Source organism: Gordonia sp. LMA484 (assembly GCF_058129505.1).
In genome coordinates this window covers 1,727,992-1,740,249 of record NZ_CM176700.1, presented here as the reverse complement: position 1 = coordinate 1,740,249, position 12,258 = coordinate 1,727,992, and the positions used below count along the sequence as shown (strand labels likewise).

Annotated in this window: 11 protein-coding genes and 2 pseudogenes; 6 read left to right on the top strand and 7 right to left on the bottom strand. The window is 65.9% G+C overall.

The window, feature by feature from the left end; genetic code table 11:
• Positions 1–48: 48 nt before the first annotated feature.
• From AC4AMJ_RS07410 to AC4AMJ_RS07400, 3 genes and pseudogenes are all read right to left on the bottom strand, one after another.
• Positions 49–153, bottom strand: a pseudogene (locus tag AC4AMJ_RS07410) (hypothetical protein); the annotation flags it as partial.
• Positions 153–728 (bottom strand): annotated as a pseudogene (locus AC4AMJ_RS07405) (IS607 family transposase). The pseudogenes AC4AMJ_RS07405 and AC4AMJ_RS07410, both read right to left, overlap by 1 nt.
• A 40-nt stretch (positions 729–768) precedes the next feature.
• Positions 769–1,362 (bottom strand): universal stress protein, encoded by a 594-nt coding sequence (locus tag AC4AMJ_RS07400; RefSeq protein ID WP_489917665.1) that lies wholly within the window; start codon positions 1,360–1,362, stop codon positions 769–771.
• A 331-nt stretch (positions 1,363–1,693) separates the two neighbouring features.
• Between AC4AMJ_RS07400 and AC4AMJ_RS07395 the strand changes: the two genes are divergently transcribed.
• Complete coding sequence (locus AC4AMJ_RS07395; RefSeq protein WP_489917664.1) at positions 1,694–2,254, top strand: Rv1733c family protein; 561 nt, start codon at positions 1,694–1,696, stop codon at positions 2,252–2,254.
• A 36-nt stretch (positions 2,255–2,290) separates the two neighbouring features.
• Here the strand turns inward: AC4AMJ_RS07395 and AC4AMJ_RS07390 are convergent, their stop codons facing one another.
• Entirely contained in the window at positions 2,291–3,973 is a 1,683-nt protein-coding gene (locus AC4AMJ_RS07390) for a sensor histidine kinase (protein ID WP_489917663.1), read from the bottom strand.
• 203 nt (positions 3,974–4,176) lie between these two features.
• Here AC4AMJ_RS07390 and AC4AMJ_RS07385 point away from each other — a divergent pair, with 203 nt between their 5' ends.
• The 3 genes from AC4AMJ_RS07385 to AC4AMJ_RS07375 all read left to right on the top strand — a co-directional run bounded on the left by AC4AMJ_RS07385 (position 4,177) and on the right by AC4AMJ_RS07375 (position 6,255).
• A complete protein-coding gene (locus tag AC4AMJ_RS07385; protein ID WP_489895412.1) occupies positions 4,177–4,521 on the top strand; it encodes a PadR family transcriptional regulator in 345 nt (114 codons plus the stop codon).
• A 54-nt stretch (positions 4,522–4,575) separates the two neighbouring features.
• On the top strand, positions 4,576–5,223 hold the full coding sequence (locus AC4AMJ_RS07380) for a response regulator (RefSeq protein ID WP_489895410.1): 648 nt from the start codon (positions 4,576–4,578) through the stop codon (positions 5,221–5,223).
• Positions 5,224–5,373: 150 nt separating this feature from the next.
• Positions 5,374–6,255, top strand: coding sequence for a universal stress protein (locus tag AC4AMJ_RS07375; RefSeq protein ID WP_489917662.1), 882 nt, complete (start codon positions 5,374–5,376; stop codon positions 6,253–6,255).
• A 50-nt stretch (positions 6,256–6,305) separates the two neighbouring features.
• Here the strand turns inward: AC4AMJ_RS07375 and ppsA are convergent, their stop codons facing one another.
• On the bottom strand, positions 6,306–8,633 hold the full coding sequence (gene ppsA / locus AC4AMJ_RS07370) for a phosphoenolpyruvate synthase (RefSeq protein ID WP_489917661.1): 2,328 nt from the start codon (positions 8,631–8,633) through the stop codon (positions 6,306–6,308).
• 248 nt (positions 8,634–8,881) lie between these two features.
• On the opposite strand from ppsA, the gene AC4AMJ_RS07365 reads away from it, so the two are divergent.
• Positions 8,882–9,733 carry a 3-hydroxybutyryl-CoA dehydrogenase gene (locus tag AC4AMJ_RS07365; protein WP_489917660.1) on the top strand — a complete coding sequence of 284 codons (852 nt, stop codon included), beginning with the start codon at positions 8,882–8,884 and terminating at the stop codon, positions 9,731–9,733.
• A 58-nt stretch (positions 9,734–9,791) separates the two neighbouring features.
• Positions 9,792–10,652 (top strand): LLM class F420-dependent oxidoreductase, encoded by an 861-nt coding sequence (locus AC4AMJ_RS07360; protein WP_489917659.1) that lies wholly within the window; start codon positions 9,792–9,794, stop codon positions 10,650–10,652.
• A gap of 4 nt (positions 10,653–10,656) precedes the next feature.
• Here AC4AMJ_RS07360 and AC4AMJ_RS07355 read toward each other — a convergent pair whose 3' ends face one another.
• Both AC4AMJ_RS07355 and AC4AMJ_RS07350 read right to left on the bottom strand, forming a co-directional pair.
• On the bottom strand, positions 10,657–11,805 hold the full coding sequence (locus AC4AMJ_RS07355; protein WP_489917658.1) for an RNA polymerase sigma factor: 1,149 nt from the start codon (positions 11,803–11,805) through the stop codon (positions 10,657–10,659).
• Positions 11,802–12,209, bottom strand: a complete 408-nt coding sequence (locus AC4AMJ_RS07350; RefSeq protein ID WP_489895398.1) for a YciI family protein — start codon at positions 12,207–12,209, stop codon at positions 11,802–11,804. Before AC4AMJ_RS07350 ends, AC4AMJ_RS07355 begins: the two co-directional genes overlap by 4 nt.
• Between the last annotated feature and the right edge of the window lie 49 nt (positions 12,210–12,258).

Sequence of the window (12,258 nt, the reverse complement as noted above, 5' to 3'; positions counted from 1 at the left end):
ATTCGCCTTCACCGCCCGCAGCATCGTGTTGTATGCGAACCGCGCACCACCAGCATGCGACTCCAACACCCCGACCTGCCCATCGGACGGATCGAGTGCGTACTGGTACGCCTGGAGCACGTGCCCGTCCGGAATCTGGAACCTCACGGCCATCACACAGCCCAAGCGTCGGGTTGCTTCGCCGCGGCGACCGCCCGCATGACCCGGTTACGTGCTCCTCGCCGCCCGTACAGGCGGGCACACATCGACGCCAGGACCTCGATCATCTCGCCGACCAGATCATCGTCACTCTCGCCGTCGTCGGCCACCACAATACGACGGCCCTGCACCGACAATGCAGCGTCGAGGTGCTCGACCCCGAACCGCGCCAGACGGTCCCTGTGCTCCACGATCACCACTGTTGCAGATGGGTCCGACAACACCCGCCGAATCTTCGGCCGCTTGCCATTCAAGCCCGAGCCGACCTCGGACACGACCTCGCCAACCGTGTGCCCATTGACCGTGGCCCACTCACTCACCCACGCGACCTGCCGGTCCAGCTCAGCCCGCTGGTCATGCGAGGACACCCGCGCATACACAACAGTCCGACCAACAGGCTCGGTGACCGAAGTCTCCACCCACATCGTCCCCGACCCCAACCGCCGAGCAGGAACCGGCATCCGACCCTCACGAAACCACCGATACGCCGTCTACCGATGAACACCCTGCGACCGCGCCCACACAGCCAGCTACACACGCCAACAAATACACACCTTCGATCACGTTTACTCACAAACCAACGAACTGTTCAGAGCCCCCGTAGGTGTGGACCGCCAGCACTGAGGTGTTCAGCAACGAGGCCTGCCGGAAGGCCTCGGCCACGGCCGCACGCGACAGCGGTGAACCGTCGACGCCCACCACCACCGGTCCGTCCGCTGCGCTCGGACCCGAGACCACGACGACCGGACAGTTCGCGTGCGCGACCACATCCGTACTGACCGAGCCCAGCATCAATCCCTTGACTCCTCTGCGCCCGCGACTGCCCACGATCAGCGTGTGCGCGCGGGTGGAGATCTCGCGCAGTGCCAGCGCGGGTGTGCCTTCCAGCACGGTTCCGGTCACCGAGGGCGCGGGTGCCGACTCCGTGACGAGTCGAACGGCATCGTCGACGACGCGCTGCGCCTCGGCGCGCATGGCATGCTTGATCTCGGTATAGGTCATTACGACTCCCGGCCCGTAGGCGGCCGGGACGATTCCGGCGACGCTGACCACCGTCAAATCTCGGTGTTCGCGAACCGCGGCCGCGGCGGCCCAACGCAGGGCATCCGTCGCGCTGTCCGACCCATCCACCGCCACCATCATCGGCGCGTTCGGCTCGCTCATGTCCGTCTTCCTTCTTCCCGGTGAATGCTGGAACCACATCAGCTGACGCCATTACACGCTCGCCGTAGGCGTCTGCGCGTGAGTCGAAGGTCATCCTCCGCGAGGTCGACGGGCATCACGGTCTCCAGGCCATCGTCAGCCGGGTGTTGCGGTCAGCGCTCGGCGGATCGCCCCAGGGCGCCGGGCCCAACGGCCCACCCGCGACGAAGGGGACATCGCGGCCAACCGGGACGAAGGTCATCGGGCCTGCAGTCCAAGAACCGATGATCGATCAGCGGCGCAGCGATACTCTGGGAGTTGGAGTCCGGCCGTCGGCAGGGAGGCGAGACACATGCTGCAGCAGCTTTCCCGGGAACTCCACGCGTGGCGGTTGATGCACATGTCGGCGAACAAACTCGTCCGCCCGGTCGACCGCATCGAGACTTTCGCATTGGTCGTCGTGACCATCGCCGCCGCGGTGGGCTTTGCGGTCAGTCTGATCATCGGCAGCAGCACATACACCTCGGTGACATCGACGATCGATCATCAGGCGCCGCGTCACTCTGTCGTCGCAACCATTACGAAAGCTCCAGCGCGACTGGATATGCCGACCACTGTGAGGTGGACCCAACCGGATGGTCGATCGATGAGCGCTCAGATCGGTTCATTCCGTACCGACATCGTCGGCGGGACGCGAACTCTCTGGGTCGACGATTCCGGAACCGTGGTGAACCCGCCGCGGACGGCGGCCGATGCTCTGGTCGACGCTCTGATCGCCACTGCGGCCACCACGCTACTGGTGGTGTTGGGGTGGTGGCTTCTCACCGCGGCGATCCGACGTCTCCTGCAACGCAGTAGGTATCGCGTGTGGGAAAACGAGTGGCGAGATCTTGACATCAACAGCCACCACTGACCGACTCCGCTCGTATGTCGCGATATGGCTCGTCGGTCATTGGAGTGGTACCGACCATCGCAGCACGAGCCCACTGCCGGTCGGTGGCGGGGAGAGTGTGAGGGAACCGCCGAAGGCCTCCGCTCGCTCACGTAGGTTGGTCAGGCCGCTCGCGGTGACGTCTTCGGGTAGGCCGATGCCGTCGTCGACGACCTCGACCACCAGGTCGTCGGCGACCGAGATGATCACCGTCATGGTGTCGGCTTGCGCATAGCGGACAACGTTGCTGACCGCCTCCCGCAGCACCGCCAACGCCTGCTCCGCGAGCCGTGGCTCGACCACGGACAAGGGCCCCGACAACCGGACATGAGTGCGCAACGGTAGTGCGTCGTCGACCTGCTGATCGATGACCTCGTCTATCCGTTGCCGAAGTCGCGTGATCGCCGAGTCGGCGTTGTGCAGGTCGAAGATCGTGGTGCGGATCTCCTGGACGACGTCCTGGAGATTGTTGATCGTCCGGGTCAATCGCTCCCGAACGTCGGGCGACTGCGTTTGCTGCAACGTCGCCTGCAAGCTCATGCCCTCGGCGAAGATCCGCTGGATCACGTGATCGTGCAGGTCGCGCGCGATCCGTTCTCGATCGGCGAGGACCTGTACCTGTTGTGCCCGGTGGCCGGCCATGGCCAACTCCAGGGCAAGCGCCACCTCGTCGGCGAAATTCGCGCTCAACGCCAACAGTTCGTCGGAGAAGGACGGCTGACCGGCCCGGCGCAGCACCACCAGTACACCGCTGGTGACCTCCAGAGTGCGTAACGGTGCCACCATGACAGGGCCATAACGATTGGACACCTCATCGGTGGGGCTGAATCGAAGCCGATCGCGGCGCAACGGAATCCGCCTGGAGAACGCCTCGCCGGAGGTCGAGTCCGCCACCGGAATGGATGAGCCGACCACGTCGCCCGCGTGCTCGCCCTCGGCCACGGTCACCACGAGTTCGCGAACCATCCCGGCAGGCTGGTCGGACACGGGAGGCTCCGCAACGAAAACGAGGTTCGCATCCGTAAGGACGAGGGCCTTGCGCGCAATCATCTCGACGACCGCGTGCTGGTCGACGCCGGACAACAATTCCATGCGGATGTCGCGGGTTGCTTCGATCCAGGTGAGCCGCGTCTGCGACTGCTCATACAGGCGGGCGTTGTCGATCGCGATCCCTGCCACCGACGCCAACGCCTGGATCACCAGCTCGTCGTCTTCGGTGAACTCGGCACCACCCTTCTTCTCGGTGAGGTAGAGGTTTCCGAAGATCTCGTCACGCACTCGGATCGGAGTCCCCAGGAATGTGGTCATCGTCGGGTGATGTGCCGGAAAGCCGACCGAGTCGGGGTGCTGCGAGAGGTCTTTGAGCCGAACAACTCTCGGCTGATCGATGAGTAGACCGAGCACGCCTCGGCCGCTCGGCAGCGGACCGATCCGGGTGCGCGTGGCGTCGTCGATACCCTGGTGGATGAACGCGCTCAGGTCGTGTCCGGTGCCGCGAATGCCGAGCGCCCCGTACTCGGCGTCGACGAGGGTCACCGCCGAGTCGACGATCGATGCAAGTGTGGCCTTCAGGTCGAGTCCGGAACTGACCGCCAGCATGGCCTCGAGAAAGCCGTCCGTCGGATCTCGGACGCGCATCTGGGACAGCGGGTCATGCCTGTCCTCCGACTGATCCCCCGCGCTTCCCGAATCAGCCGTCATGAGGACTGATCCTAGTGGTGCCGACACCGCTCGCACAGCAGGTCGGGGTGCGCCGACGGCGTCCATCACCGTCGCGGGTCGTCTTCGCGGCGCGGCGGCACAAGTCCCTCGGGGAAAGGGTACTGCGGCCCTGTACAACCTGCTCGAGCAGTCGCACAGTGAAGAGTGACGGGCGGACAGCCGGCCCCAGAGAGGAAATGACGATGCGATCCATCGAGTACGCAGCGAAACGTCTCCACATCCTGGGTTGCGCGATCGCAGAACCGATGCTTGAACCTCATATCGAGGCAGAACTCATCCGCCGCGACTATCGGCTCCAGTCCAGCGAACTGCGTGCGATCCTCGAGGAACTCGTCGCGAATGGTCTGTTGACCATGGACTGTCAGCTGGCCGGATACGAACAGCTGCGGGTGTATCACACGACGCCGGCCGGCCGGATGGCGTGGGCGCAGGATTGTCGCGCGCTGAGCAAGCTCGCGGACGAGGTTTTCGGGACGAACCTCTCAACCGAGGCCGTGCATCCCGGAGTGCCGGTCCGAACCGGCTGACCCGCTGCTTTCAGACTGTGATCGCCAGCCATCAGCTCCGGTCGGGAGGAACCGATGATCTCCGTGTTCTTGGTCGATGACCACGAAATCGTTCGGCGGGGGCTGATCGAACTGCTCGATTCCGACCCCAACCTGACAGTCGTCGGAGAGGCCGGGGATTGTTCACATGCACTGGCGCGCATCCCGGCGCTCCGGCCCGACGTCGCCGTGCTCGACGTACGCCTCCCCGACGGCAACGGCATCGAATTGTGTCGGGAACTGCTCAGCAAGGTGGACGGCCTCCGGTGCCTGATGCTCACCTCCTTCACCGAGGATCAGGCGATGTTGGATGCCATCCTGGCGGGTGCGAGCGGATACGTTGTCAAGGACATCACCGGAATGGAGCTGGCGAAGGCGGTCAACGAGGTCGGTGCGGGCCGGTCGTTGCTGGACAATCGTGCGGCGGCCGCATTGATGGATAGGCTCCGTCAGCAGCAGGAGCACGAGTCCGGGCCATTGAACGGCCTCAGTGACCAGGAGAAGATCCTGCTGTCCCTGTTGGGCGAAGGTCTCACCAATCGCCAGATTGCCGAGCGGATGCACCTGGCCGAGAAGACCGTGAAGAACTATGTGTCGCGCCTTCTGGCCAAGCTCGGAATGGAGCGACGAACCCAGGCCGCCGTGTACGCGGCCAAGCTGGCCGACGAGCGGCGCAACCGCTGATCCTCGATCAACTCCCCTGCCGGGGCACCTGGGCGGCCTGGGGCGAGGCATTTCGGCCCAGCGATCAGGGGTCTTCGACACGTGCCCCAGCCATTCGAAATGAGTTCTACTGGAACAGTATCGACCACTTCGGGCACGGAGGTGATCCACGTGTCGGCTGGTCTGACCGTCGTGGGCGTCGACGGTTCTGGGACCGCCTTGGAGGCGGTGCGTTGGGCGGCGAAGGATGCCGAACTCCACGAATCCGCCGTTCTCCTGCTGTCATCGATGTGCCCATCTGGCGCCACGATCCTGCCGGCCGCGTACCGCGCGTCGTTGCGTTCGGGATGTGAGCGCGCATTGGCCGAGGCGCGCCGCACAATCGCAGCCGCGATGGCCGACGGCTCCCGGGTCGGCGTCAGGGTGGAGATCGTGACCGAGGCGCCGATTGCGTCGTTGCTCACCCGGTCTGAGACCGCGTGGATGCTGGTCGTCGGCGATCGGGGCCACAGGCGGATCGTTCGCGCGAGCATGGGATCGGTGAGCACCGCTCTGGCCTCGCACTGCCGCTGTCCCTTGACCGTCGTCGGCGAGCGGTCCGCGTATGTCCCCGTCGACTCAGCGGTGGTGGTGGGGACAGATTGCTCCGCGGCCTGCGCGACGGCGCTGGAGACCGCGTTCGACCAGGCGTCGGCTCGCGGTGTCGCTGTCACGGTGGTGCACGCATGGGCTGACAGCGACCTCGCGTTGATGGGGTCGGATCAGAATCTGGCGCGGCAATGGCCGGTGCACCGTGCCGACGCCCAGGAACAGCTCGACGATGCCCTCGCCAATGTCCGCGCCAGATACCCCGCCATTCCGGTTCGTGCGGTTGTGGTCCGGGATCGGCCGGCTCGTGCGCTGCTCGATCATGCGCAGGCGGCACAACTGGTCGTGGTGGGCAGCCGCGGGCGAGGCGGGTTCTCCGGCATGCTCCTCGGGTCGACCAGTCGAGACGTGCTGGCCGCGGCGCACTGCCCCATCACGGTCGTTCGGTGGCACCGCGGGATGTGATGGGCGAGCGCCGCGGTGGATCCATTCGAGCGCGCACCAAGGGTTCTGCGCTACCCGTCCTGTGTTCCCGGCGCCGCGTGACGCAACACATTGTCCAGCAGCAGCCGTTGTTCGGCACGTGCCACGTGCCGACGGGTGGCCGCCACCGCGTCAGGGTTCACCGAGATCGACGTGATACCCATTCGCACCAATCTCTCGGCAAAGGCGGGATCGGTCGATGGCGCCTGCCCACACAGTGACGACGAGATTCCACAATCACGGGCGGTACCGATGATCGTCTCGATGGCGTCGAGCACCGCCGGATCACTCCCGTCGAACAACTCGGCACATGTTTCGGAATCCCGGTCGACCCCTAACATCAGCTGGGTGAGATCGTTGCTCCCGATCGACACGCCGTCGATACCGGCGTCGACGTACTGGGGCAGCCAGTACATGACCGAGGGCACCTCGGCCATGATCCATCGGTGCATCCCACGGTGCCCTCCGAGCGGGCTGTGGTCGATGAGATCAAGGCAGCGCTCCAATTCCCACCGAGTACGCACGAACGGCAGCATCAGGTGGATGTTCGCGTGCGACTCGCGCGCCAGCGCGATGGCCTCGAGTTCGAGGCGGAAGACCTCAGGGTCCCGGACGTAACGGAAACACCCGCGGTAGCCGATCATCGGGTTTCGTTCCTCCGGTTCGAACTCCGCACCACCCGCGAGCCTACGGAATTCGTTGCTGCGAAAGTCCGTGGTGCGGTACGTGACCGGACGTGAGCCAAACGGCGCGGCGATCCGGCTCAGTGCGTCGGACAGGGATGTGACGAACCTTCGACTGTCACCATCGGCGATCACGGCACGCGGATGGCGGCCGGACAACGCGTCGGTGAGCATGAACTCCGCTCGCACGAGCCCAACACCATCGACGTCGTCGGCGGCGATCTCGGCGGCGCGATCGGGCGTGCCGAGGTTGACGTAGATGTGCGTTGCCGTCACGTATTCTCGGCCGACGGATCGCGCAGTAGAGGCTGGTCTCGTCCGTGAATCGACCAGCTGCGGAGCCGTACCCGCCGTCACCTCCCCCGTCGTTCCGTTCACGGTGACGATGGACTCGTCCGCGAGATCCCTGGTGCCCGAGCGGGTGCCCACCACACATGGGATACCGACCTCACGCGCGACGATCGCCGCATGGCAGGTGACGCCGCCTCGATCGGTGACCACTGCGGCGGCTCGCCTGATCGTCGGCAACCAATCGGGATCGGTCATCGGCGCGACGAGTACCTCCCCGGCTCGGAGGCGAGGGCCCTCCTCCGGGGCCATGAGTATCCGCGTCGGGCCGCTGGCGATGCCGGGCGCGGCCGCCAATCCGTGCGCCAATCGCTTTCCGCCGGTGGACTTCTCGGGCATGGTCCCGCTACGCAATCCCGTCGGGTCCAGCGTGGTGATCGGGCGCGACTGGACGATCCACACTGCGCCGGCATCGTCGATGGCCCATTCCATGTCCTGCGGGTCGCCGTAATGCTTCTCGGCCGCCAGCGCCAGCCCGACGATGGTTCGGACCAGATCGTCGTCGAGGACGGGCAGCGAACGTTCCGCTTCGTCGAGTTGTTCGCGGTGATCGTGCCCGTCCGTCCCGCGAACGATACGAAAATCCTGCGTTCCGGCGGTCCGGGTGATCGTCGAGTCACCATCCTTCGATACGACGTACGTGTCGGGTGTGACCGCACCGGAGACGACGACCTCACCCTGGCCGCGAGCGGCCTCGAGGACGAGACGACTTCGATCTCCGGTGACGGGATCTGCCGTGAACACAATGCCGGCCGTGACCGCGGCAACCATTCTCTGCACCACCACCGACATCAACGGCTCGCCGCTGAGACCCTTGCCGGCCCGGTAGGTGATGACCCTCGGGCTGAACAGTGAGGCCCAGCAGCGTCCGACTGCGCCGACCAACCCGGCCTCGGTGGAAACGTTCGTGAACGTGGCATTCATCCCGGCGAACGATGCGGTGACGCCGTCTTCACCGATCGCCGATGACCTCACCGCCACAATCGCGTCGGTGTCACCGTCCGTGCTCAACTCCTGATACGCCGCGACCAGCGCATCCCGCACAGCCGGGGCGATCCCGGCCGCGGACACGATGTTCGTCATCCGATCAGAGAGCATGGCCACCCGATCGCCGTCGTCAACCGCGTTCAACGCCTGACGATGGACATCGATCAGTTCGTCACGCACCCCCGCGTGCTCCATCGAGTCGGAAAAGGCGGTGGCCGACAGCACGAACCCGCCCGGCACCGGCAGCCCGGCCCGCGCCAGCTCGCCGAGATTTGCGCCCTTGCCGCCGACGAGGGATGTATTCTCGAGGCCCAGTTCCTCGATTGCGACCACGTAATCCATACGTCCACGATTGCCGCTGCGATGGCCGCTCACCAGTGTCGAACGCGGTGCAGCGGGAGGGCTGATCGTCACCGTCAGCGGTACCTAGGACCCTGGCGAACTCGGCCGTCCGCCCATCCGTGACCTGGTCACCGCAACCTGGGCATGGCAGATGCCCACGCGCCCGCTAGGTTGTGAACAGACTGTCGGCGGCGGCCGATGCCGCCGCCCGATGGGAAACCCTGACATCCGATACGACGGAGGATCGCGTGACACAGCTGGGAGTGATCGGTGGCGGCACGATGGGTGCCGGTATCGCCGAGGTGGCCGCACGGGCCGGAGACGACGTGCTGGTCCTCGAACGGGACGTGGACACTGCCGCGGCCGCACGGGCACGCGTCGAGAAGTCGCTGGCACGGGCGGTGAAATCGGGCAAGGTCTCCGACGAACAGGCGCAGGAGTCCCTGGCACGGCTGCGCACCACCACCACGATTGCCGACTTCGGCGACCGCGAACTGGTGATCGAGGCGTTGCCCGAGATCGAGAAACTCAAGGTCGAGTTCTTCGCCGAACTGGACAAGGTCACACCTGCCACCACGATCCTGGCCACCAATACGTCGTCGATCCCGATCGTCCGCATCGCGAAGAACGTCGCCGATCCCTCCCGGGTCGTCGGCGTGCACTTCTTCAATCCGGTGCCGGTGATGCCGTTGGTGGAGATCATCGCCAGTCTCGCCAGTTCGCCGCAGGCGATCGAGACCGTCACCGCCTACGCCCGTGACCACCTCGGCAAAAAGACCATCCAGGCCGGCGACCGTGGCGGTTTCGTCGTCAACGCCTTGCTCATCCCCTATCTCGTCAGCGCGATTCGCATGTACGAGAGTGGTTACGCGACAAAGGAAGACATCGACGCCGGGATGATCAACGGTTGCGCCCATCCGATGGGTCCGTTGACGTTGTCCGACACGGTCGGCCTCGACGTGGTCCTCGACGTCTCCGAGTCCCTCTACCAGGAGTTCCGGGAACCGCACCTGGCGCCGCCGCCCCTGCTGCAGCGCATGGTCGACGCCGGTTACCTCGGGAAGAAGACCGGGCGGGGCTTCTACGACTATTCGTCCTGAGCCCCACCGCGACCGCCGCACTTCACGTCGCAGCCACACCACCGGGTAGGGTCGCGGTATGGATCTCGACGGGGTGGGTATCTGGAGTTCGCCACTGCGCTACGGCGATGCGGGAGCGGCTGCGGAAGCGGCATCGGAGCTGGACGAACTGGGTTTCACGGCGCTGTGGATTCCCGATGTCGGCGGTCCGGTGCTCGACGCCGTGGAGAACCTTCTCGGCGCCACCGAAAAAGCCGTCATCGCGACCGGAATCCTCAACATGTGGATGCATGAGCCGGACGATGTCGCGGCCGCGCATGCCCGCCTGACGGAGGAGCACGGTCCCCGATTCCTGCTCGGCCTCGGGATCAGCCATGCACCGCTGATCGACGCGGGCGAACCCGGTCGTTACCGCAAGCCGCTGGCGACCACCAAGGCGTTCCTGGACGGGCTGGACGCGGCCACACAGCCGGTCCCGGCCGACAGCCGGGTCCTTGCGGCTCTCGGCCCGAAGATGCTGGACCTGGCCGCCGAACGCAGCCGCGGTGCACACCCGTACCTGGTGACGCCGGAGCACACGGCGATCGCTCGCGCAGCCCTCGGTGAGGCTCCGCTGCTCGCACCGGAGCAGACCGTGATCCTCACCGAGGACCGCGACGAGGCCCGATCGATCGGCACCAAGTGGCTGCGCGGGTACCTGGCGATGCCCAACTATGCGAACAACCTTCGCCGCCTGGGCTTCTCGGACGATGATCTGGATACGGTGAGCGACCGCCTCTTCGACGAGATAATCGCCTGGGGTGACGAGGCCGACGTGCTCGCCCGCATCGAGCAGCATCGCGCGGCGGGCGCCGATCATGTCTGTCTGCAGGTGTTGCAGGCAGATCAGCGCGCCATTCCGCGCGAGCAGTGGCGTCGGTTGGCCGACGCTCTGCGATAGGCGGTCACGACTTTTCCATAGAGGCACGTACGCGGGCGGCCTGACGGGTGAGATGATCGCGTTCGGCCACACTGGTTGCCACGCGGGCCGCCGCGGCGTAGAGGTCGGCGGCCTGATCTGCGTCGCCGGCGCGTTCATGTAGGTGAGCCATGACCGCGGTGTGACGGGGCACCCGGGAGTCGACATCGGCCAACGCCGCCAGACCGGCATGTGGTCCATCTGCCTCACCGACCGCCACAGCCCTGTTGAGGCGGACGACCGGACTCGGGGTGATGGTCAGCAGTTCGTCGTACCATTCGACAATCTGGACCCAATCCGTCTGATCGGTGCTGCGGGCATCCGCGTGCAGGGCTGCGATTGCGGCCTGTGCCTGGTATTCCCCTAGTCGGTCGCGACCCAACGCCGCCTGCAGAATAGCCACCCCCTCGGCGATCAGCACGGTGTCCCACAGGGATCGGTCCTGTTCGGCGAGCGGCACCAGCCGACCGCCCGGACCTGTACGAGACGCGCGACGCGCGTGGTGCAGGAGCATGAGTGCGAGGAGTCCGGCGACTTCGGGCTCATCGGTCAGGGCATCGAGTTGGCGGGTCAGGCGGATCGCCTCGGCCGCGAGGTCGATATCTCCGCCGTATCCCTCGTTGAAGATGAGATAGAGCACCCGCAACACCAAGGCGAGGTCGCCGGGCTGGTCGAGCGGCAGTCCCATGATGCGCTTCTTGGCCCGGCTGATCCGCTGCGCCATTGTCGGTTCCGGCACGAGATAGGCCGCCGCGATCTGTCGGGTGGTCAGTCCGGCGACCGCACGTAACGTCAACGCGACAGCCGAACTCGGCGGCAGGTCGGGGTGCGCACAGAGAAAATACAACTTCAGGGTGTCGTCGGTGGCCGGTGCCGCGCCGGCGGCCGGTTCCGCATCGACGACGATCTCCCGGTCGCGCCTTGATGACTCAGCGCGCGCGGCGTCGAGGAACTTGCGCCACGCGACCGAGATCAACCAAGCCTTCGGCTCCCGGGGCGGGTCGTCGGGCCAGGTCTCCAGCGCCCGGATCAGTGCCTCCTGCACGGCGTCCTCGGCCGACGCGAAGTCTGCTCCACGACGGACGAGGACGCCGATCACCTCGGGCACGAGGTCGCGCAGCAGCGACTCGTTCACTCGGTGACCGTGGGCGGTTCGGTGAGAAACGGACGGACCTCGAGCCATTCGTGGATCGGCTCGCCGCCCGCTCCGGGAGCGGCGGACAACTCGCCGGCCAGTTCGAGGGCGCGATCCCACGACTCCACGTCGATCACCATCCACCCGGCGATGAGGTCCTTGGTCTCGGCGAACGGACCGTCGGTCACCGGTGGGCGTCCTTCGCCGTCGTAGCGGACGAACGTACCCTCCGGTGCCAAGGCCTGCGCGTCGACCATCTCACCCGTCTCCTCCAGCCGTTTGGAGAAATCACGCATGAACTGAATGTGCGCGTCGACCTCGTCAGGGGTCCACTGGTCCATGGTCGTCCAGCCGTCGACCGGTGTCGGGCCGCCACGGTAGTGCTTGAGCAACAGGTACTTCATGGTCAATCTCCTTCGCGTCGTGCGGCCCGTGTCGGCCGCTCGTATCCCT

Bases quoted from the DNA above. Each gene is read 5' to 3' on its own strand.
- AC4AMJ_RS07400 (WP_489917665.1), bottom strand. From the start codon at position 1,362: ATGAGCGAGCCGAACGCGCCGATGATGGTGGCGGTGGATGGGTCGGAC.
- AC4AMJ_RS07395 (WP_489917664.1), top strand. From the start codon at position 1,694: ATGCTGCAGCAGCTTTCCCGGGAACTCCACGCGTGGCGGTTGATGCAC.
- AC4AMJ_RS07390 (WP_489917663.1), bottom strand. From the start codon at position 3,973: ATGACGGCTGATTCGGGAAGCGCGGGGGATCAGTCGGAGGACAGGCAT.
- AC4AMJ_RS07385 (WP_489895412.1), top strand. From the start codon at position 4,177: ATGCGATCCATCGAGTACGCAGCGAAACGTCTCCACATCCTGGGTTGC.
- AC4AMJ_RS07380 (WP_489895410.1), top strand. From the start codon at position 4,576: ATGATCTCCGTGTTCTTGGTCGATGACCACGAAATCGTTCGGCGGGGG.
- ppsA (WP_489917661.1), bottom strand. From the start codon at position 8,633: ATGGATTACGTGGTCGCAATCGAGGAACTGGGCCTCGAGAATACATCC.
- AC4AMJ_RS07360 (WP_489917659.1), top strand. From the start codon at position 9,792: ATGGATCTCGACGGGGTGGGTATCTGGAGTTCGCCACTGCGCTACGGC.
- AC4AMJ_RS07350 (WP_489895398.1), bottom strand. From the start codon at position 12,209: ATGAAGTACCTGTTGCTCAAGCACTACCGTGGCGGCCCGACACCGGTC.